We start from the raw sequence: 21,061 nt of genomic DNA, 5'->3' as shown, positions 1-21,061 counted from the left end.
ACTGGGCATGTTATATCTATTATACATGCTGTAAAGTCAGTTTAATCAGTAAATAGATAAAAACCAAGGAGGCTTTATGAAACTAAATTATGTGATCGTTGCCGGAGGGTGTTTTTGGGGTCTTGAAGACCTCCTTAGGAATCTGGACGGCGTGACGTCAACAAAGGTGGGCTACTCTGGCGGAGATTTTGATGATCCTACCTACGCCGATATTAAAACAGGGAAAACGGGTCACGCCGAAGCTGTTCGCGTGGAATACGACCCAGACGAAATATCTCTCGAAGAGATTCTACATTACTTTTTCAAGATCCATGATCCAACTACGAAGAATCGCCAAGGGAATGATGTTGGATCTTCGTATCGCTCTGCTGCGTTCTATCGTGACGATGCCCAGAAAGCGATTATCGAAAACGTGATTGAGGAGGTCAATGAGATCGGTCGCTTCGAGAATGAAGTAGTTACGACCGTCGCCTTGGAAAAAGAATTCTACGACGCTGAGGCATATCATCAAAACTATTTGCAAAGGAATCCCAACGGATACTCTTGCCATTTTGAAAGAGACTAAACCATAAACCAAATGAAAGAGGAAATTATGAAAACACTTAAGAATGTTGTCATCTATACGAAAGACCATTGTCCATTTTGCGCACGCGTAAAGAATTACCTAACTTCTGAAAAGGTTGATTTCAAACAAATTCGCGTAGACGACGATCCGAAGACTTACTTGGAGTTGAAGGAAAGAACAAATCTTCAAACTGTTCCGCAAGTTTTTGTGGATGGAGAATTCATTGGCAGTGCTACAGACTTCTTCTCGTGGATTGATGGCTAAAGAGCAAGCCCTAAAATAAAGGATCAAATATATGTTCAATTGGAAAAGCATTTACAGCTACCTCGATAACGGCACTCCAGCACCTCCCAGAAAAGTTGAAAGGAGCGAGGAAGAGTGGAAAGAAATTCTGACGCCCGCGCAATTTCGGGTTATGCGAATGAAAGGCACCGAACGCCCGCACACGGGAGGACTCTGTTCATTTTATGAAGCAGGTAGATACGCCTGTGTTGGCTGCGACACCGAACTCTTTGACTCGAACCTAAAGTTCGATTCGGGAACGGGATGGCCGAGTTTTTCTGAGCCTGTCGCCGACAACGTAATTCAATATGAACTGGATACGACGTACGGGCGCAGAATCGAAGTGTTATGCAATGTGTGCGAAGCCCATCTGGGGCACGTTTTTCCAGATGGCCCTGAGCCATCAGGGGTCCGATTCTGCATTAACTCTGAGTCATTGAAGTTTGTAGAATAATTTTTAAATTGAGGAGTTTTATGAAAGTGAACCTTTTGGAAAAAGAAGCCGTTGTGTGTTGATCAAGCTGTTCGGTCATAAAGACTGCCATAAAACCAAGATTTACCATTCGTACTTGACAGAAAAAGGGATCCAGTTTGTTTTTTGGATGTTCATGAAGACGACCGTCGGCTGCTGCTGATCTGCGAATGGGAGTGGCTACAATTCTTAAAAAGTTAGGTGAAAAATATGTCGGATCTAAAAATGAATAAAGAAGACGATGTTGAAAGCTATGAATTTGCGACCCCTGAAGCTATCGAAGAAGCATTGAAAACCGGAAAACTTAGTCAAACGGTTTTTGGCACGGGCTGCTTTTGGGGACCGGATTCAAATTTTGGAGGGACGCCGGGAGTAGTGCAAACACGTGTTGGCTACGCTGGAGCATCAACTCTGGATCCGAGTTACCGCAACATCAAGGGACACGCCGAAGTCGTCAGAGTGATCTACGATAAAGACCAAATTAGCTATAGAGAACTTCTTGGAGGTTTTGAGTCATGGTTTGTTCATGTCAGAAAGCAGGGTCAGTATCGCCAGATACTTTTTGTCTTTGATCAGGAGCAAAAACAAGTCACTGAAGAACTGATCCAAGCGATTGGAAAGGATAAGTCTCCCGAGGTGATTGAAGCCGGACAACAAAATGGTTATTTTTGGCCAGCCGAAGATTACCATCAAAAGCATCGTCTTCGCAGAAACAAACAGCTTGTAAGTCTTGCTGAAGTAGATTTCGGTCCTCGCTGGGATGAACATCTGTATTTTACTAAATTGAATAGTACCGACAGAAAAGGCTTCAGTCTTTCAAACTGGTTAAAAAAGTTGTCTCCGCAAATGCAGAAAGCTTACCGAATCGGCTAATCTGAAATTGTGCTGGCTAAAGCACTCTATTTTCGCTACGCAATCAATGTGCCGGCCAACTTTAAATAGAGTCCCACAGTGTACAAAGAAGCTGTGCAAGTGGCATTTTACCGATGTATTTAAACGGACTAATTATTGCCCATATGAGACCAGCTTATCTACCAGTTGTTAGGTGATCCCCCTCAAATTAACAGAACACACTGGTTTGATTGCGGCCTTGGGCTTTAGCTTTGTATAACATCTGATCGGCGGCTTCGAGCAACTGCTTTTTGTCGTTAAATAAATCAGCGCTGGCCAAACCGATGCTGACCGTTAATTGTCGTAATGGCCATTCATGGTTAGCCACTACCAGCCTTAATTTTTCCAGTGTTTTATTGGCCGACACGATGTCTGTGCCTGGCAAGATCAGCACAAACTCTTCACCACCATAACGGGCGAAAAAGTCATAGTTCCTGCTGTTGCGCTGAAACAGACCTGCTACCAGGCTCAGTGCCTGATCACCTTCGGCATGTCCATAGCTGTCGTTAAAACTTTTAAAGTGATCAATATCAATCAGCGCCAACACAAATGACTGGCCTGTTCTTTGCCTGCGAGCAAATTCAGCTTCAAACCTGAGGTCAAATGCTCGTCTGTTGTTTACCCCTGTCAATGCATCTGTCATGCTGGTTTTGTGTAGTTGTTCGCCGACTTTTTTCAGTTCAAGTATGGCGATCACTTGCCTGGACAGAGCCTGTAAAGAGCTTATCTGCCGCTGATTCAGCTGCTTAGGCACATGATCATAGACACAAATTGTACCTATCACTACACCTTCGGGATCAATCAGCGGCGAGCCAGCATAAAATCGGAAGCCAGGCTCAGTAACCACCATCGCATTAGTACTGAATCTGGGATCTAAAGTCGCGTCAGGGACCACCATTACCGCATCAGGTGTTTCCATGGCATACACGCAAAAGGACTCTTTAATTAATACAGAGGTACCTGAAATACCAACTTTGGCAATTAAATTCAGCTTTGTGTCATCGATTCGCGTCACTATAGCCACCGGCACATCGCAGATATAACGCGCCAGTTCAGTGATATCCCGCAGGTTCTGATCTGCTTCAGCAGGATCTTTTAGTGTGGTTTCTGCAATAGCTGTTGGAGCTAAACTAATGGTCATATGCTTCTCCGTTTTTCTGCTGCATTTTTCAAAGATCCTGCATGGAAAAATGAATTAAGCCGTTGATTTAACTCTAGCATAGATCTGTCAGACTTGAAGTTATCCCTGTAGCATTGGTGTTGTTTTGTACAATAGTTACCTGCTTGATTTGAGTTTTAGCTGTGTTTATAAGCTTTTGGCTTTTCCTGTCCTTGCTGATACTGTTAATTGAATTGCTTTGGCCTCCTTCGTTTGTTCTATGACTCCATGGCAGGTTTCGGTCCGGAGGCTTTGAATGTTATTGTTGACTAAGCTTTATCAACCTGGCTATCTAAAGCTAATGCTGCTGATCACTAAACGGTCAACCGATAAAGTAGCTTTATAGTCACCTTATGGAATGATGGCTGTGACCCGTATTTCGATACGCATCTCCGGCAGCCCTAAAGACTCAACTCCCAACTGTGTCCATATTGGAGCCCGGTGAGGCATATAATGGCGATACAGGCTGGTCATTGTCTTGTTCACTATTGGGGGGAAACCGCCAACATGATAGGAGTTAACATGAACAACCTGTTCCCAGCTGGCGCCTGCAGTCGCAAGAGTGCGCTCCACGTTAATAAATGCCTGGGCGATCTCTTCCTCAAGAGAGTTTGGTATCTTTAAATCATCATTCCAGCCACCCTGACCAGATGTTTCGACACAATTGCCAATTTTTAGTGCCTGAGAATAATGCAATGCGTTCAGCAAAGTTTCTCCGTAGCCAGGGGTGATGAAAAGTAACGGTTTTTCCATGGTATTTCTCCGAATGGTAATTTTTCAATTATTTTCTTATCAAAGTGTGAAGCATCTTTTGTAAGCTTTTTCTGGAACAAAAAGTTCAGTTTTTTGCTGGTATACGAGCAATGACCTTGATTTCGAAATCAAAGCCAGACAGCCATGTAACTCCAACTGCGGTCCAATTTGGATATGGAGCCGAAGGAAACATCTTTTGCTTTATCGCCAATACCGTCTCAAACTGCTTTTCAGGGTCGGTGTGAAATGATGTCACATCAACAAGATCACTGAGTGTGCATCCTGCGGCACTTAATGTGGCTTGTAGGTTCTCAAATGCCAGTTCAACCTGACGAGTAAAATCAGGTTCAGGTTTACCATCAGGCAAACTTCCTACTTGGCCGGATACAAACAACAAATCACCTGACTTTATTGCAGCTGAGTAACCGTGTCGTTCATAAAGGTCATTTCTGCCGGCTGGGCTAATTACTTCAGATTGCGTCATGTTAAAACCTCTCTACATTAATATTTGCGATGACAGTAGCTTGTGAAGTTAACAACTTCACAAGCTACTGTGGATTTTGCTATACGCAGCGCATGCAAATAATTGGTGGTGTTTTAAAAAGTATGCTGACATTAAATGAAGCCATTATTGATGTAAAAGAAGGTTAAGTCGAAGGCTTTAAAATGGTTTTCAAGCTTTTTGGAGAAATTGCAACTTCTTCTAAAACCACGCCTTATTCGATGCCTTATTTTGCAATTATTACCTTCAATTCCTACAGTAAACAACTTACCAATACTTTGCTTGCAGTTTTTAAAAGCAGTGATGAAACTGTCCCAATGATCACTTGCAATTCGGGTGTAGTGAATACCTAATTGTTTAAGCTTTGTCTTCAACCTTTGGACTGTAGCTAAATCTCTCTTACCCCAAACATAAGCAACAATCTCACCTGTTTCTCGATGGTAGGCGTAAATAAGCCATTGTTTATTATTTTTATTTCCAACAAAAGTCCAGAATTCATCTACTTCGAGAGATTCATAATGACTTTGTTTAGGCTGAATTTGATAGGCCGATTCAGTTAAAGTCCGTAAGACTTTACCGATACTAATGCGCTCAACTTCAGCGATATCTCGTATACCGCTGCCTCTGACCATTAACTGTAATATTTTACGAGTAATGCCAGAATTACATCCTAGATAGCTCAGAGCATGGTCACCAATAAACTGACGTTTGCAGTCTTTGCATTGGTAGTTTTGTTTCCCATCTACTTTGATGCCATTTTTCTTTATACTGTCACTGAGGCAGGTTGGACATTTGATTTCTAGAGTTATTTGCATTTCTCTATTTTATCAAAATTCAACCTGCTTTTTTTTAGCATACTTTTTGATACACCACCAAAAACTCAAACAACAGCTCAAAATAGCTGAAATGGAACGTGAATTTTTAAAAAAGGCAGCAGCGTACTTTGCCAAAGAAAGTCAGTAAGGTACGCCTATATGAAACAAAAAAGATATTCTTTTCCAATTACCTTAATGGCTCGATTACTTCATGTTTCAGTTTCATGTTTTTATGATTGGCTCAAGAGAGGCGTGAGCAAAAGAACGATTCAACGAAATCAACAGACGATATTGGTGAAAATAGCCCATGAGGAGACAAGGCAGAGCTATGGTTATATTCGATTAACCAAATACTTACAAGCTCAGGGCATAAAAATGAGTATGTACGCTGTACGTCAGATAAAAGCGCTGAACCACCTGTATTGTAAGCGACACAAGCGTTTTAAAAGGACTACGAATAGTGACCATAATCGAGCGATCTATGAAAACCTGCTGGAGCAACAATTCTCAATGACTAGACCAAATCAAGCATGGTCAAGTGATATTACGTACATATGGACTGTTGAAGGATGGCTGTACTTAGCAGCGGTAAAAGACCTTTACACGAAGCAAGTGGTTGGCTATAGCTTAAATGAGCGCATGACAGCACAGCTTGTTTGTAATGCGCTAAATATGGCTATTCACAATCAAAAACCAACCAAAGAACTGATTGTGCATTCAGACAGAGGAAGTCAATATTGCAGCCATGAATATCGAAATATACTTGAGCAATATGGTTTTCAAGGTTCAATGAGCAAGCGCGGAGACTGTTACGATAATGCACCGATTGAAAGCTTTTGGGGAATACTGAAAAATGAGTTAGTGCATCATTACAACTATCAAACCAGAGAAGAAGCCAAAGCAGATATTATAAAATACATTGAATTATTTTATAATCATCGAAGAATTCAAAAGGGTTTGGGTTTTAAGACACCAAATCAAATGGCCGAAGACTTTTATAAGTTGGCTGCCTAGAATCTCCCAAGGGAAAGTCTCCTGATAATTCAGCGTATATCACTACCAAAGAGAAATAACTAAAAATAGGGAAATTTATATGCTTGTGTTATATAGGGTTTGATGAAGTTGAACTTTGATATGTTCAACTCCTGCCATTTATAAATTTATTCACAACTTTTATTATTTCAGTTGGCTATATACGCATTCTATTTGGTTTTTTAACCATATACTCTCGAGTCAAAATTATACTTTTAACTTCTTCAGAAAGAATATGATTTTCAATTTTATTCATAGCATCTCTCAAATCTCTAGCATCTATTTGAGTATAGTCAGCGGTTATATCTGAATCATCTTGATAGGAGTGATTAATTAAAGCTTTAACAGTATATATTCCAATTCCACAACGATTGGCAATAGAAGTAAAAGTACGTCTCAAATCATGAAATGTGAAGGGAATTCCTGTAGTTTCAGAAATCTTATTGCGAACATGTCTCCGATCTTTTACATGAGTTTGATTATTTGATGCTGGAAAAACATATTTACAGCCATTGGAATACTTTTTTCGCTGGTTGAATATATGAAGTAATATATTTCCTAAAGGTAAAAGTAAATCATTACCATTTTTAGGATTAATAATTTTTAAAGTTCCAAATTTTAAGTCAACATTAGCCCAAACGAGTTGCTCAATTTCGCTACGTCTTAATCCAGTGAGTACGAAAGTCAAAAGAAAATCTTGGTTCAAATAACCATACTCATTAGCATATATTTGACCACGCCATTTGCTGTCAACAATCGCTTTTATCCAGTCAGTTTGTTGTTCACTGTTAATATAATTTTTTCTTGGTTTTAGCTTATTAAATAGATCATTTCGATAGAGAATAGTAACAGGGCTAAACTCCTTAATAATTGGTTGATCGTTAAAGATCAATCTTTTTCGGTGGTAATTATAAACAGCTGAAAATAGTTTAAGCGTGATATTTGCATGAGATTTATTAGTTTTTGAAATTTCAGCATGCTTATCTATGACCATTTGCATCGTTACATCTGTAAGTTTTAAATGATGCCAATCTTTTAAGTACAAGCTCATATCTCTGTCATACACAGCAACTGTATTGGGCTTTAGTTCTGTTCTAGCTTCTATATAGTGTTTATAAGCATCTATCAAAGTTGGGATTTGCTGATAATTTAATCGTCCTTGGGAGGCTTTTTGGCGTAGTTGTTCTTTTTTATCATTTGGGTTTATTCCCTGAGACATTTCAAGGAGATATTCGGTTGCTTTCTGTCTAGCAGTTTCTGGTGTAAAAATGCCATGATCTCCGATAGTGACACGGCAGGGAACACCATTTGGCATTTTCTTTTCAACAGTATATACAAGAGAATGGCGAGTCGCTCTGATAGCAAATCCAATCAATTTAAGATCACGAAAAAAAAGTTGTTTCCCACTGGGAATATCAAAACAGTATTGTTTGAAATCCTTAAGGGCTTCATCTGCATAAGGATCACTTAGCTGTTTAATGAGACCTTTAACAAATGAAAGGGTAATGTGTGTTTTTTTATTGGACATTTTCATTTCCTATCAGCAGTCGCTGAATAAGTGAATAGAACTTGGGTATACATGGAGTATACAAAGGTCTAAAAAATGAAAATTCATTTGGTGGGGATTTGAAGAATTTTGTTCATGACTGTTATAAAACAATCATTTAGAAACACTCCGAAGATGCCGCTGCATGTCGTTACCCTGAACCCGATGAGTTCAAGGTGGACGCGACGTATACTTGCTGGGTTTCCCACATGAAAGTGGGCATACACTCTAAATATACAGAACACATCCATAAGTTTAAGTATCGGCAGGGGAATAGACCCGCTGGCGAACACCTCAGAGTTGCCTTAAGTATAACGAATCTCACGCTGATGGCAACTCATACACCGCTACGAACTGTAAACAACTGGAGTAAGTGTTGATACTTTATTCAATTAAGTCGAGTTTAAACAAGTTCCGCAACGTCATCGATAATATTTGCCAGTAATCGTTCTGCATGTGCATACTCTTGCAGTGTTTTATTCATCGACAACACTTCTTGCATTAACTCAAGCGCCACCATGATTATAATTTTACTGGGCTCTACCCGCGGTGCTTTACGGCGAAACTCATCATATTTATCATTTAAAAGCAGAGCTGCACGTTCAAGATCGGCTTTTTCTTTTTCCGTTGTGACTAAACGAAAGCTATGACCTAAAACACGTAATTCAACGGTAATTGGTTCGCTCATGATTAAACTTCCTCGCCAGCTTCAGTAGGGTGGGCAAGTTGTTGAATTTCTTGCGCGTGATGATCTTGCTCTGTGCCTAAAATAGCCAAACGTTGGATGATGGCTTCGACTTTAGCTTTGGCATGCTCATTTTTTTGTAACAATCTTTCACGTTCTTGCTGAAGTGCTTGGATTTCTTGCTGAGCTTGACGCTGATCATTGTTCATTTTTTCTTTAATTGCACGTAATTCATTACGTTCAGCCAAGATTTCCTGAAAGCGATTTTTTAAATCCGTACAACTTTTTTCCAAACGACTATAACGATCGGCCAAAGCGGTCGCATCAGTGTTCAAGTGTTGATATTGGGTCTGAGCGCTGCTTAATTGTTCAGTTAAATCGTCAATTTGTTCTTGCTTCTGGGTAATTAAGCCATTTTTTTGCACAACTTGAGAACGGTGCTGTTCTTCAGCATCCAGTTTAGCTGCATTTAAAGTGCTATTTTCACTTTCAAAATGAGCAAGTCGCGTTTTTAAAACGCCAATATGCGCCTGTAGACGCTGTAATTCTTCTAACATATCGTGGTCGCACAGTGCTGCAAACAAAGGTAATATATAAGAAGTATAGAGATTGGATAAACGAATGCAAGACGATATTTCAGGTTGGTCAGAATGGCAGCCAAATTTTTCTAAAATTGAAGAGATTTCTAGCCCAAGTGAGTTACATGGTTTACTCACGGGTATCATTTGTGTAACTCAGGCACCGAGCCGTGAAGAGTGGCAACACATCCTCACGACTTTGGAAATTTCTGAGTTAAGCGAAGAAGCTTTGGCTTTGTTAGCCGATGAAGCAGAAGATGTCGCACATGCACTTTCTGACGATGAATTGGACTATTTACCGTTACTTCCCGATGATACTCATACGCTAGCAGATCGTGTACAAGCTTTGGCGGATTGGTGCGCAGGCGTAGTGCTGGGCTTTGGTTTGGCGTCGGGTCATATTCGCCCAGATGAAATGGAACTGATCGAACATTTACAAGATGTGGCGGCAGTTGAGTTTGAAGAAACCGATGATGATGAAGAGGGTGAGGAGAGCTATCAAGAGTTATACGAGTTTGTACGTTTAATTCCTGTGAGCTTATCTGTAGGCCGTAAAAAGATTGCGGTTGAGGACAGTTCTTTACTTAAACACTTTCATAACAAGCAACAAGCAAATCATTCTGTAACAGAAGCGAACAATGTTGTAGAAATGTTTACACCGCATCGCCCAAGCTAATTGGCATAAGACTTGCTGCGCGTACAATATAAGGTGCGCGTGGCACTTTTATTCTTTGGTATAAAAAAGACAGATCAAACATGAAACTAACGCAAGTGGATTTTCAGGAACGCCGTGACCGTTTGGCTGCACAAATGGGTCCGAACAGTATTGCCATTATTGCAACTAGCCCGGTGGCGATGCGTAATCGTGATGCAGACTATAAATACCGTACTGATAGCAGCTTTTTTTATCTGACCGGTTTTGCTGAGCCCGAAGCCGTGGCGGTCATCGAAACCTTTGCCGAAGACGATGAAGATGGTTATAGCTACAGTTTGTTCTGCCGTGAACGTGACCGCGAGATGGAAATCTGGAATGGTTACCGCACAGGTGTGGATGGGGCGGTAGAAGACTATGAAGCTGACGAAGCGTATGCGATAGATTTGTTAGATGAAGAAATCATTGAAAAACTCTTAAGCAAAGAAAAATTATTCTATCGTATTGGGCAACAGCCTGAATTTGATGCGCGTGTAGCAAAATGGATCACGACTGCCAATGGTGAGTCACGTCGTGGGACTGCTGCACCTGCACAATTGATACAGCTAGACCGTATTTTAGATGAAATGCGTTTGTTTAAGTCAGAACAAGAAATTGCATTGATGCAAACAGCTACAGATATTTCCGCACAAGCGCATACTCGTGCCATGCAAGCCGTTAAGCCGGGTATGATGGAATATGCTCTAGAAGCTGAGCTGAATTATGTATTTGGTCAGAATGGCTGCGTGCCGTCGTATAACAGTATTGTCGGTGGTGGTGAAAATGCCTGCATTTTGCACTATGTAGAGAATAACAAAGAGCTGAAAGATGGCGATTTGGTGCTGATCGATGCAGCGTGTGAATATGAATATTATGCTTCAGACATCACCCGTACTTTTCCCGTCAACGGAAAGTTCAGTCCTGAGCAAAAAGCTCTTTATAATGTAGTGCTTGATGCACAACTTGCTGCAATTGACGCAGTGCGTGTAGGCAACTCGTATAAAGAACCGCATAATGTTGCTGTGCGTATTTTAGTCCAAGGTCTACTTGATCTGGGTATTATGCAAGGTGATATTGAAGAAATTATCCAAAAGGAAAGTTTCCGTCAGTTTTATATGCATGGTACAGGACACTGGCTCGGTATGGATGTGCACGATGTCGGTTCATATAAGCAAGAAGGTGTGTGGCGTGCTTATGAAGAAGGTATGGTAGTGACGGTTGAACCGGGCTTGTACATTGCACCTGATGATGAAACGGTCGATGTGAAATGGCGTGGTATTGGTATTCGTATTGAAGATGACATTGTGGCAACTAAAAACGGTCCACTGAATTTGACTGCGAAAGTGGTGAAGTCGGTAGAAGAGATTGAAGCGTTAATGGCGCGATAAATATCATTTACTGTATAAAAGCCGATCATGTGATCGGCTTTTATTTTTTATAAGGTGTTTATGTTAAATAGATAAGTAGAATATTTATAAATCAAAGAAAATTTAATCATCATTTTACTAACAACAGACATTCGGCAGTATGAAAGATTTATATGATTTAAAGCATAGGATTCAGGCAAAGACGTTAAATTTGGTTACACAGAGAAATGGATCTTCCGTGTATCAAGGGCAATCCTCTCAAGGAGAAGTCTTTATCAAAATAGCAAATATTCAAACGGCTAATGATCGTTACTGTGAAATCTTAGAAGCTCTCAAAGAATTTCCACTAACACCAAAGGTATTAAATAAGTTTGAATGGGAAGGTTCTTCTATCCTTGTCATGAGTGCCATAGAAGGTAGGCAAGTCGATCAAGTATTAAAAAATTGTACGCGGGTACAGAAAATCTCTTTGCTTGGGAATGCAGGACGAGCTTTGGGCGAACTTCATCGTGCGCTTCCACAAACGCGCATATTGAATATGAGGTTCTGGCAAGATCGTGATGGCTTATCAACACATTGGGTATTGTGGAAGCAACAATTAGAATTAATGATCTCAAAATGGATGTCACGTATAAATCGATTGTCATCTGATTATCATGAGTTTTGCGACCAATTGAATGAGTTACGAAAATACGCTAAAGCGATATGTGAGCCGACACAGCTTCATTTACTGCATTGTGACTATATAGGTCGAAATATCCTTGTAGACAGTGAAAATCGAATTTCGGGTATTATAGACTTCGACGCTGCTCGTATTGGAGATGCGGTCTATGATTTAGCTAAAATTATTTGGGTGGATATAGATTTCTCTGATTTAGAATTACGAAATGCTTTTTTAGAGGGTTGGGAATGTACGTATAAGCAGACTGTGCCTAAAATGAAATTTCTATTCTATGTTGGCATTCAATGTCTTGCAGCAATCGCTTGGACAGATCAAAATCCTTCCGCTGATGGGACAAATCCTATTTTTCGTGCTTCCGCAATTCGGACGCTGAGAATTGCATTAAAAGAATTAGAGATGCTTGATTAGATTCTAAGACTCTTGTTTCGTATAAGCGCCATTATGTTAAATAGGGGAGAAACTAAGCTAAAATTAGGGTTTTAATTTAGAGAAAGTAATGTCTCAGATAAAAATTTATGCTTTAAATGAAACAATAGAATTACATCGTGATAATTTAAGTAAAGCTATCCATCAGGCTTTAGTTAAAGAATTAAAATACCCTGAAGAGAAAAGGTTTCAACGTTTTATCGCACTAGAATCTAAGGATTTTGTATATCCAGTAGATCGCAGTAAATCTTATATAATTATTGAAATTTCTATGTTCGATGGACGAACAAAAGAGACTAAAAAAGCATTTATTAGGTCTCTATTCGAAAATATAAACAATCTATGCGGTATTGATTCAAATGATGTTGAGATAACTATATTTGAAACTCCTAAAGAAAACTGGGGCATTAGAGGGAGAAGTGCGGATGAACTACAGTTGAATTATAAGGTAAATGTTTAAATTTTCTAAAATTAACATAATACACCTTATACGAAATTATTGAAATTTATCCTTCTTAATCAATACTTTAATTAAAGTTGTTCTAGTGCTCTGAACCCTAGAACGGCTTTTTATTGATTCTTCACGTTCCACGCCTACTATTTAATCAGAGCTCCAGATTTTTCATAAGTTTGCTTAAACAGTGTTCTGAACAAGTTTTGATGAAAATTAAAAAGACTGTCTTTTCAGAAATCATGACATGACACTTTACGGTGAAAGTACGTAAAAACATCCATTTCATTATAAAAAAGAAAATCTTTGATGTAATATAAATCCATTAAAACTTATAGGTATTTGAAGTTTTTGACTTTAGGTACGCCATAAAAAGGATAGAAGCATGCAACAAGAAGTCATCATAGTCGGTGGTGGTATGGTCGGACTGAGTCTGGCGTTGATGTTAGCCAAACAAAACATTGCGGTGAAGCTTTTAGAGGCGATCAAATACCCAAATTATGATGATGTAAACCTTGCGCCATACCATTCTAGTTTTGATGCACGAAACAGCGCCTTGTCACGTCGTACAGTTCAAATTTACCAAGAACTGGGTTTGTGGAACGCTTTACAAGAACATGCAACGCCTATTTTAGAAGTGAATATCACCGAACAAGGCAGCTTTGGTAAGGCGCGCCTTAAAGCAGAACAAGAAAAAGTCGAAAGTTTCGGTCAGGTCATCGAAAATGCATGGCTCGGTCGTGTACTACTGACGGAAGTCCAAAAACAACCGTTCATTGAGCTGATTGATGGTGTACAAGTCACCCAACTGACCCAAGATGCCGATATGGCCTACATAGCAGCGAGTCGTGGAGAAGAACAGTTAACACTCCAAGCGAAAATCGTCATTGCTGCAGATGGACGTGATTCATTCTGCCGTAAAGCCTTAGGAATAAGTGCTTCGGAGCATGATTATGACCAAGTCGCTATTGTGACCACGGTACAAACCTCAAAACCGCACAACCATGTGGGTTTTGAGCGTTTTAGTAGCTTAGGGCCATTGGCACTATTGCCGCTTCCGGGTGAATACCGTCGTTCAGTGGTTTGGCCTGTGAAAAAAGGTACTGAAGGTGAATGGTTGGGCGATGAAAATGACCAACATTTCTTAGATGCTTTGCAAGACACTTATGGCGACCGTGCAGGAAAGTTCCAAAAAACAGGTAAGCGTTTTAGTTTTCCATTGTCACAAGTGTTAGCAGAAAAGCAGGCGGTAGGACGGGTGGTCTTAATGGGTAATGCAGCGCATACCATTCACCCCGTTGCGGGGCAAGGTTTTAACCTGTGTATGCGAGATGCGCACGTCTTGGTACGTTATTTAACGGAGCAAATTGCGCAAAATACCGACTTGGGCGATGCCGCAATGCTGCAAGCCTATGAGGCTTCACGTTTGACCGATCAACAACGCGTAATTAAGTTCTGTGATTCAGTGGTACGAGGCTTTAGCAATAGCAATCCAATCTTAAAGTTTATTCGGAATACTGGTCTGGTCGCATTTGATACGATTCCAGGCATTAAACCACTCGTTGCCAACTATGCCATGGGGCTAAAAGCATGAGTCATGTTCAAACTGATGTTTTAGATGTCGTGATCATTGGTGGTGGTTTGGTCGGTGGGCTGACCGCCTTGCTTTTGGCACAAGGCGGTGTGCAAGCTACCGTACTGGATGCTGCACCTATTTTAGATGAGCAAAAAACCTTAAGTGTTGCCAACCCACGTGTCTTGGCACTCAGTCAAGCGACGATACACTTACTTAAAACCGTTGATGTTTGGGACAAGATTGCCCGCCAGATGCCGTATAGTGGCATGCAGGTGTGGAATAAAAATGGCTATGGTGAAATTAACTTTGGTCATGCGTCCAAGCAGGAACCAAATGGCGAACAAGCCCTCGGTTCTATGGTTGAGCCAAGTTTGCTTAATTTAGCGATTCAACAGCAGATGCTTGCTGTACTCAACGATTACCGTACCCAAGTTAAAGTTGCCCGTGTCGAAGAAGGTGTTGGGCTGTGGTATATTCATTTGGCCGATGCTACGGTGTTGAAAACCAAACTGGTGATTGGTGCAGATGGTGCAAACTCTTTTGTACGGGAACAAGCGTTTATCGATATCGATGTGCTGGATTATAAACAAGCAGGTCTAAGCTGTGCCATTCGCACTGCACAGCCTCATCAACACGTTGCACGTCAGATTTTTTTAGAAACGGGGCCTTTGGCCTTTTTACCAATGGCGAGTTTAAAACCAGAGCAAGCAGGGCATTGGCAGTCTATCGTATGGACGCTCCCCGATGATTATGCAGAAGAATATGCTGCACTTTCAGATGCTGAATTTACCCAGCTATTAACGCGAGAAAGTCATCACATGTTAGGCGAAGTGTTGGAAGCGACACCTCGTGCCACTTTCCCACTCAAAGCACGTGCTGCACAGCAATATGTTAAAGCGGGCTTGGCTTTAATTGGTGATGCGGCTCATGTGATTCATCCGTTGGCGGGGCAAGGTGTGAATATTGGTTGTCTTGATGCAGCTGTACTGTGTGATGTATTGCTACATGATCTAGCACGTGGCGTGTGGGCACATGAGCAAACACTGAAGCGTTATGAACACCGCCGTAAAGGACAAAATGATGCCATGATGCATAGCATGTCTGCCATCGGTTGGATGGAAACCACACAACTTTTTCCTGTGGTGTTGGCACGAAACTTTGGTTTGAAACAGGTTGAAAAACTGCCTGTATTAAAAGATGCTTTTATGGCACAGGCCAATGGTTTAGGGTTACTCAAAGAGACGCGTTATGCCGTCTAAGAAAGGAAGTGTTATTTTTTAGCCAGTCGTAAAATAAGATTACGATTTTGATTAAAAAAGATACGATTTTCCGTTGAATAAGACTATGCGAAAGGCTGAGAGCTTGTTAAATTTCAACATAATTGGAAGCCAGTAATTCATAGGAACCTAAAATGTCATTTGTGGGGAGATTAAGATGACTGATTCAAATGATTATGATGATGTAGAAGACTCAGCAGTCGACGAAGAAGAAGCTCAAGCAGCGGAAAAAGGCGCATCAGATTCTTCTGATAATGCTGCCAGTGATGGTGATGTTGCCGAAGCTGAAACACTGACGGTGACTGCAAAATTAAAACAACGCCAAGCACTTGAAGACGAAGTTGCGGCATTCCTTGCTCGCGGTGGCCGAATTACTGAAGTGCCAACAGATGAGTCTGCGAAAGACTAAGAGAGTTAAAAACACCACGCCTGACGTGGTGTTTTCTTTATTGTGTTTTTAAAGCTGATGTACAAGTTACTTATGCTTAAATGAGTCCTGTAATAGTCGTGATTTGTTGTACTAGACGAATGGCAGACAGAAAATACTACTTTTTCAATAGACAGGCTATGCCTGTGATGATTGTGCCAACTGTGGCTAAAAGCATGTCTTGGTGTGCGTCCCAAATATCACCTTGTTGCCCATTGTAGTTTTCAGCATCTTCAGGCGATAAGCCCATCGCAATAAACCATTCAATCCATTCGTAAATGAGGCTACTTGCCATCACAAATTGAATGACCAGCAAGAATAGGGTGAGTTTAGAAAGTTGAGGCAGCCACACTTGAAACAGACGGTAGAAAAACGGGTAGAGCAGCAAACCGTACGCTAAATGTACAAAGCGATCATACATATTCCGCGTCCAACCGAAACTCTGGTTGAGGTCTAGATTTAAATACTGCATAGACCATTCATTATAGGGCACATAAGAATATAGATAATGCGCACCAAGTATATGAATCAGCAAAAAACCAATATAAAGCATAAAGCTGATTAAGCTGAGCCCCATTTTATAAAGACAAATGATCAGCGTCACCAACATGAATACGGTTCCGACCTGATGCAAAATATAAGAGCTGACTTCAAGGGGGTGGATCGATGCGAAAGCAATGGCGACAGCGAGTACAGTGAGAGCAATCCAATGCGGCTTTTTCAGTTGATAGTCAATGTGAGCTTTCGGTGTTGTACTTTTCAGGATTGTCATCATTTTTATTGGTTTTTCAATTATGCATATAGGAGATTCTTGTTTGCATTATAGATAAAAAAGCGAAGCCGAAGCTTCGCTTTTTTTCAATTTCTAAAATTAGATTTTAGAAATTAAGTCAGCAACTTGTTTTGCTTGTTCAGCTGCGTTACCTGTATAGGTTGCAGGTGTCATTTCCGCTAAACGTGCGCGGTCAGCAGCAGGGACAGCTTCAAGTTCATTACCATTGACGAAGTCAACCATCATGTCACGTGTCATGGCTTGACCACGAGTTAATGCTTTTAGTTTTTCGTATGGTTTTTCAACGTTGTAACGACGCATGACGGTTTGAATTGGTTCAGCTAGAACTTCTTGCGCATTGTTCAAGTCTTCATCAATACGTGCAGCATTGAGTTCAAGTTTACCAATGCCTTTTGAACAAGCTTCAAAAGCAATCAAGCTTTGTGCAAAACCAACACCCATGTTACGTAGTACAGTTGAGTCCGTTAGGTCACGCTGCCATCGAGAAATTGGAAGTTTTTCGCCAAGGTGTGCCAGTACTGCATTGGCTAAGCCTAAGTTACCTTCTGAGTTTTCAAAGTCAATAGGGTTTACTTTGTGTGGCATCGTTGAAGAACCCACTTCACCATCTTTGAGTTTTTGCTTGAAGAAACCAAGCGAGATATAACCCCAAACGTCACGGTTAAAGTCGATCAAAATCGTATTGAAACGACGTAAAGCATCAAACAATTCCGCCATGTAGTCATGCGGCTCAATTTGAGTGGTGTACGGGTTAAAGCTTAGACCTAAAGACTCAACGAATGCTTGTGAGTGTGCAGGCCAGTTGATGTCTGGGTAAGCAGAAAGGTGAGCATTATAGTTACCCACTGCACCGTTAATTTTGCCTAAAAGCTCAACTTGTTTGAATTGTTTAATTTGGCGCGCAAGACGGTACGCTACGTTTGCCATTTCTTTACCCAAAGTGGTTGGGCTTGCCGTCTGACCATGTGTACGAGACAACATAGGTTGGTCAGCATGCTTTTCAGACAATGCCACGATTGAGTCAATGATTTGCTGCATAGATGCAACCAATACATCACGACCACTTTTCAGCATTAATGCATGAGACAAGTTGTTGATGTCTTCAGACGTACATGCAAAGTGAATGAATTCACCCGCATTTTTAAGCTCTTCGATGCCTTCAATTTTTTCTTTCAGGAAGTACTCAACGGCTTTAACGTCATGGTTCGTGGTACGTTCGATGTCTTTAATACGGTTGGCGTCGTTTTCAGAAAAGTCAGCAACAATTGCATCAAGTGCAGCATTGGTCGCAGCACTGAAAGCAGGCACTTCAGTGATTTCTGGACGGTTTGCAAGCGCTTGTAACCAACGCACTTCAACAGTCACACGAGCATGGATTAAACCAAACTCAGAGAGGAAAGGACGAAGCGCATCACATTTGCTAGCGTAGCGTCCATCTAATGGAGAAAGTGCGGTTAAAGCGTTCATAGCGATTCCTTAAACTTTGGAATTAAACGTAAAACTAAAAAGCCCGTCGATCATGTGTTAAATCACCTGATACTGTAAACGAGCGAGATCTTGAATATCTTTAAGCAACTTGCGTTTGCTAAACACCATGCCCCATGAACTTCCACCGAGCTGACGCCATAAATGTGCCATTTGTAAGCCAGTGAAGAGGGAAGCTCGAATGCGGTTGGTATGCGATGAGTCTTTAAATGCTTCTGCATTACCTCGCACCATAATGCGTGGGTTAATTTGCCCAGCAGTGTCGACATAGGTTTGTGCGAGGTTGGCAATGATGCTTGGGTGTAAATAGTTATTATCGAAAAAAGAAAGCTGTCTTAAGATTTTTTGTTGGGACTGTTCAATAATTTCAACGAATTTGGGGTTGCTATACACTTTCTTTTCGAGTTGTAAGAGTGCCATGGCATAAGTCATGGGAAGTTTAGCAGTGGATAATTTGGGAATTCGAGTTTTTGGTGAGGTATTAAAGGGTTGGGTAATGCTACTTTCTAAGGTTTTTAGTCCTAAGGAGATGTCCGCCAGCTGATGAAAGAAGTCTAAAGTTTGTCCGCTTTGGTTGCCCTTTGGTCGGATATTTAAACTGGCTTTAATCAACTGCTCTAAATAGAAGTTACCGCTTTCCCCAATACTTTGTTGACCGCTCAAGGCGGTCATATGCGTCAGTTGCGCGGACTGAAAAACAGCCGCCAACGCCAAAGCTCGGTTTTGGCGTTCGTTCAAAGTTTGAGGCTGTTGAAACGGTAACTCAGCCATGTCTTAAAATCCTTTAAATAAAATCAGGTTTAGGAGCATTGGTATGATGAATCACGCCACCGCCTAAACAAACTTCACCTGAGTAGAATACGACACTCTGACCCGGAGTCACGGCACGTTGGGGTTCATCGAACTCAACACGTACGCCACCTGGGGTAGTCGGATCATTAAAGATCACACAATCTTGGTCATCTTGGCGATAGCGCGTCCGAGAGGTACAACGGAAACCTGTTTCAGGAATCTGCATTTCACCTGCGACCCAGTCAATCGTTTCACTCCAAAGTGTAGTACTTTGCATCAGTGGATGTTCATGACCTTGACCAATCACCAAACGGTTGTTTTCAATATCTTTATGTAGAACGAACCATGCGCCTTCAGCCACACCTTTCAAACCACCAATACCAATACCACCGCGTTGACCGAGCGTATAGTACATTAAGCCGTGATGTTCACCAACCTCTTTGCCATCATCTAAGACGATTTTTCCAGCTTGTGCAGGTAAGTATTGTTTTAAGAAGTCATTAAAACGACGTTCACCAATAAAACAGATGCCCGTTGAGTCTTTTTTCTTCGCCGTGACTAAGTCATATTGTTCGGCAATCTTACGTACTTCAGGCTTTTCAATTTCACCGACAGGGAACAACGTCTTATTAATTTCACGGCCATGCACAGCATGTAAGAAATAGGTCTGGTCTTTGTTTTTATCTAAACCACGCAGTAAAGGTGCGTATTCCTCACCTTTAGAGTTGGTCATAGTTTCGCCGCGACGTGCATAGTGACCAGTCGCAATAAAGTCTGCGCCCAGTTGCATAGCATGATCTAAGAACGCACGAAATTTGATTTCTTTATTACATAAAATATCTGGGTTTGGAGTACGGCCTGCAGCATATTCCGCTAAGAAATGCTCAAATACACGATCCCAATATTCCATAGCAAAGTTAGCGGTGTGTAGCTTAATCCCTAGTTTGTCACAGACCGCTTGAGCATCGGCTAAGTCTTCCATCGCTGTGCAGTATTCCGTACCGTCATCTTCTTCCCAGTTCTTCATGAAAAGACCTTCAACTTGATAACCTTGTTGAAGAAGAAGAGCAGCAGAAACAGATGAATCTACACCACCCGACATACCGACGATGACACGTTGTTGCATAGGACTAGGCATCCAAACTTGAAATAAGGGGAGAATTTTGGTGCTCATAAACGAGCGATAAAGGATATTTTTGACCCGCGAGTGCGTCTTGAACCGCTTTAATCACCAATGGACTACGTGCACGGGCCGTTTCGAGTAGTTCATCCAAAGTCATCCATACTGCACCCACGATACCTGTATCGAGTTCAGCGGTTGAACTGTGATGAAGTGACTGCGCTAAAAAGCAGAAACGATAATACGTGCGGTCTGGAAACATGGGTGGTGTATAAGTATAAATGCCCAATAACGCATCTATAGACACTTCATGTCCAGTTTCTTCCATAGTTTCACGAATGGCAGCTTCGATGAGTGTTTCACCTGATTCAACATGGCCTGCAGGCTGGTTAAATACAGTGTGTGTCACACCCGCAGTATGCTCTTCTACAAATAGAAATTTTCCGTCTTTTTCAACAACAGTTGCGACGGTGACGTGAGCTGTCCAAGCGGTCATATAAAAGCACCATGGGGTAAAAGGGCTATTCTACAAAATTTAGCAGTGCGTGGCTATGGAGATTTGCTTTGGTTTGAGACGTGTTGGGAAGCGGTTAAGAAAATTACAAAAGGACGCTTGTAAGGTAATACCACATAGACGTTAGGCAGCATCGACAAAATATTATGAGGCAGAATGCAAGCCAAGCGAGTGCTGGAA

Annotated in this window: 23 protein-coding genes, 1 other RNA gene and 1 pseudogene; 12 read left to right on the top strand and 13 right to left on the bottom strand. The window is 41.2% G+C overall.

Annotated features, from left to right (window positions below; translation table 11 throughout):
• Positions 1 to 76 precede the first annotated feature (76 nt).
• The 4 genes from msrA (at position 77) to AC4MC0_RS11485 (ending at position 2,192) form a co-directional block, all read left to right on the top strand.
• Positions 77 to 565, top strand: coding sequence for a peptide-methionine (S)-S-oxide reductase MsrA (gene msrA / locus AC4MC0_RS11500; protein WP_005006250.1), 489 nt, complete (start codon positions 77 to 79; stop codon positions 563 to 565).
• A 27-nt stretch (positions 566 to 592) separates the two neighbouring features.
• The gene (locus tag AC4MC0_RS11495; RefSeq protein WP_005006251.1) at positions 593 to 829 is read left to right on the top strand and encodes a glutaredoxin; all 237 of its coding nucleotides are present in this window, start codon (positions 593 to 595) and stop codon (positions 827 to 829) included.
• 31 nt (positions 830 to 860) lie between these two features.
• A complete protein-coding gene (msrB, locus tag AC4MC0_RS11490; protein WP_005006253.1) occupies positions 861 to 1,301 on the top strand; it encodes a peptide-methionine (R)-S-oxide reductase MsrB in 441 nt (146 codons plus the stop codon).
• A gap of 228 nt (positions 1,302 to 1,529) precedes the next feature.
• The gene (locus tag AC4MC0_RS11485; RefSeq protein ID WP_005028456.1) at positions 1,530 to 2,192 is read left to right on the top strand and encodes a peptide-methionine (S)-S-oxide reductase MsrA; all 663 of its coding nucleotides are present in this window, start codon (positions 1,530 to 1,532) and stop codon (positions 2,190 to 2,192) included.
• A 187-nt stretch (positions 2,193 to 2,379) separates the two neighbouring features.
• Here AC4MC0_RS11485 and AC4MC0_RS11480 read toward each other — a convergent pair whose 3' ends face one another.
• The 4 genes from AC4MC0_RS11480 to AC4MC0_RS11465 all read right to left on the bottom strand — a co-directional run bounded on the left by AC4MC0_RS11480 (position 2,380) and on the right by AC4MC0_RS11465 (position 5,439).
• The gene (locus AC4MC0_RS11480) at positions 2,380 to 3,351 is read right to left on the bottom strand and encodes a sensor domain-containing diguanylate cyclase (RefSeq protein ID WP_005028453.1); all 972 of its coding nucleotides are present in this window, start codon (positions 3,349 to 3,351) and stop codon (positions 2,380 to 2,382) included.
• 369 nt (positions 3,352 to 3,720) lie between these two features.
• Entirely contained in the window at positions 3,721 to 4,122 is a 402-nt protein-coding gene (locus AC4MC0_RS11475) for a RidA family protein (protein WP_005028450.1), read from the bottom strand.
• Positions 4,123 to 4,207: 85 nt separating this feature from the next.
• Positions 4,208 to 4,606 carry a RidA family protein gene (locus AC4MC0_RS11470; protein ID WP_005028447.1) on the bottom strand — a complete coding sequence of 133 codons (399 nt, stop codon included), beginning with the start codon at positions 4,604 to 4,606 and terminating at the stop codon, positions 4,208 to 4,210.
• A gap of 131 nt (positions 4,607 to 4,737) precedes the next feature.
• The gene (locus AC4MC0_RS11465; protein ID WP_005005861.1) at positions 4,738 to 5,439 is read right to left on the bottom strand and encodes an IS1 family transposase; all 702 of its coding nucleotides are present in this window, start codon (positions 5,437 to 5,439) and stop codon (positions 4,738 to 4,740) included.
• Between the two features lie 46 nt (positions 5,440 to 5,485).
• Between AC4MC0_RS11465 and AC4MC0_RS11460 the strand changes: the two are divergent.
• Positions 5,486 to 6,453: pseudogene (locus AC4MC0_RS11460) on the top strand (IS3 family transposase); the annotation flags it as partial.
• A 175-nt stretch (positions 6,454 to 6,628) separates the two neighbouring features.
• On the opposite strand, the gene AC4MC0_RS11455 reads toward AC4MC0_RS11460, so the two are convergent.
• From AC4MC0_RS11455 to AC4MC0_RS11440, 4 genes are all read right to left on the bottom strand, one after another.
• Complete coding sequence (locus AC4MC0_RS11455; protein WP_171490435.1) at positions 6,629 to 7,999, bottom strand: site-specific integrase; 1,371 nt, start codon at positions 7,997 to 7,999, stop codon at positions 6,629 to 6,631.
• A 140-nt stretch (positions 8,000 to 8,139) separates the two neighbouring features.
• Positions 8,140 to 8,321: non-coding RNA, 6S RNA (ssrS, locus tag AC4MC0_RS11450), on the bottom strand.
• A gap of 99 nt (positions 8,322 to 8,420) precedes the next feature.
• Entirely contained in the window at positions 8,421 to 8,705 is a 285-nt protein-coding gene (locus AC4MC0_RS11445; RefSeq protein WP_004694243.1) for a cell division protein ZapA, read from the bottom strand.
• A 2-nt stretch (positions 8,706 to 8,707) separates the two neighbouring features.
• Positions 8,708 to 9,259 carry a hypothetical protein gene (locus AC4MC0_RS11440; RefSeq protein WP_004980866.1) on the bottom strand — a complete coding sequence of 184 codons (552 nt, stop codon included), beginning with the start codon at positions 9,257 to 9,259 and terminating at the stop codon, positions 8,708 to 8,710.
• A 64-nt stretch (positions 9,260 to 9,323) separates the two neighbouring features.
• On the opposite strand from AC4MC0_RS11440, the gene AC4MC0_RS11435 reads away from it, so the two are divergent.
• The 7 genes from AC4MC0_RS11435 (at position 9,324) to AC4MC0_RS11405 (ending at position 16,159) form a co-directional block, all read left to right on the top strand.
• Positions 9,324 to 9,956: a UPF0149 family protein gene (locus AC4MC0_RS11435; protein WP_491887077.1), complete on the top strand. Its 633-nt coding sequence runs from the start codon at positions 9,324 to 9,326 to the stop codon at positions 9,954 to 9,956.
• 80 nt (positions 9,957 to 10,036) lie between these two features.
• On the top strand, positions 10,037 to 11,359 hold the full coding sequence (pepP, locus tag AC4MC0_RS11430) for a Xaa-Pro aminopeptidase (RefSeq protein WP_491887076.1): 1,323 nt from the start codon (positions 10,037 to 10,039) through the stop codon (positions 11,357 to 11,359).
• Between the two features lie 139 nt (positions 11,360 to 11,498).
• Complete coding sequence (locus AC4MC0_RS11425; RefSeq protein WP_491887075.1) at positions 11,499 to 12,428, top strand: phosphotransferase family protein; 930 nt, start codon at positions 11,499 to 11,501, stop codon at positions 12,426 to 12,428.
• Positions 12,429 to 12,516: 88 nt separating this feature from the next.
• Positions 12,517 to 12,906 (top strand): tautomerase family protein, encoded by a 390-nt coding sequence (locus tag AC4MC0_RS11420; protein ID WP_126035910.1) that lies wholly within the window; start codon positions 12,517 to 12,519, stop codon positions 12,904 to 12,906.
• A 376-nt stretch (positions 12,907 to 13,282) separates the two neighbouring features.
• Positions 13,283 to 14,491 (top strand): 2-octaprenyl-6-methoxyphenyl hydroxylase, encoded by a 1,209-nt coding sequence (gene ubiH / locus AC4MC0_RS11415; RefSeq protein WP_491887074.1) that lies wholly within the window; start codon positions 13,283 to 13,285, stop codon positions 14,489 to 14,491.
• Positions 14,488 to 15,732: an FAD-dependent monooxygenase gene (locus AC4MC0_RS11410; RefSeq protein WP_491887073.1), complete on the top strand. Its 1,245-nt coding sequence runs from the start codon at positions 14,488 to 14,490 to the stop codon at positions 15,730 to 15,732. Before ubiH ends, AC4MC0_RS11410 begins: the two co-directional genes overlap by 4 nt.
• Before the next feature lie 175 nt (positions 15,733 to 15,907).
• Positions 15,908 to 16,159 (top strand): hypothetical protein, encoded by a 252-nt coding sequence (locus tag AC4MC0_RS11405; protein ID WP_491887072.1) that lies wholly within the window; start codon positions 15,908 to 15,910, stop codon positions 16,157 to 16,159.
• A 136-nt stretch (positions 16,160 to 16,295) separates the two neighbouring features.
• On the opposite strand, the gene AC4MC0_RS11400 is transcribed toward AC4MC0_RS11405, so the two are convergent.
• The 5 genes from AC4MC0_RS11400 to AC4MC0_RS11380 form a co-directional block, all read right to left on the bottom strand.
• On the bottom strand, positions 16,296 to 16,952 hold the full coding sequence (locus AC4MC0_RS11400) for a DUF2238 domain-containing protein (RefSeq protein WP_125281167.1): 657 nt from the start codon (positions 16,950 to 16,952) through the stop codon (positions 16,296 to 16,298).
• 96 nt (positions 16,953 to 17,048) lie between these two features.
• Positions 17,049 to 18,437: an adenylosuccinate lyase gene (gene purB / locus AC4MC0_RS11395; protein ID WP_005399801.1), complete on the bottom strand. Its 1,389-nt coding sequence runs from the start codon at positions 18,435 to 18,437 to the stop codon at positions 17,049 to 17,051.
• A 57-nt stretch (positions 18,438 to 18,494) separates the two neighbouring features.
• On the bottom strand, positions 18,495 to 19,226 hold the full coding sequence (gene hflD, locus AC4MC0_RS11390; RefSeq protein WP_004980842.1) for a high frequency lysogenization protein HflD: 732 nt from the start codon (positions 19,224 to 19,226) through the stop codon (positions 18,495 to 18,497).
• A 13-nt stretch (positions 19,227 to 19,239) separates the two neighbouring features.
• Positions 19,240 to 20,373, bottom strand: coding sequence for a tRNA 2-thiouridine(34) synthase MnmA (gene mnmA, locus AC4MC0_RS11385; protein ID WP_005399800.1), 1,134 nt, complete (start codon positions 20,371 to 20,373; stop codon positions 19,240 to 19,242).
• Between the two features lie 4 nt (positions 20,374 to 20,377).
• Positions 20,378 to 20,863 carry an NUDIX hydrolase gene (locus tag AC4MC0_RS11380; protein ID WP_004694219.1) on the bottom strand — a complete coding sequence of 162 codons (486 nt, stop codon included), beginning with the start codon at positions 20,861 to 20,863 and terminating at the stop codon, positions 20,378 to 20,380.
• Positions 20,864 to 21,061 lie beyond the last annotated feature (198 nt).

Source organism: Acinetobacter sp. CAU_H_S139_7 (genome assembly GCF_058599305.1).
Note: the sequence above shows the minus strand (reverse complement) of the source record. Positions and strands in the feature narration are given on the sequence as shown.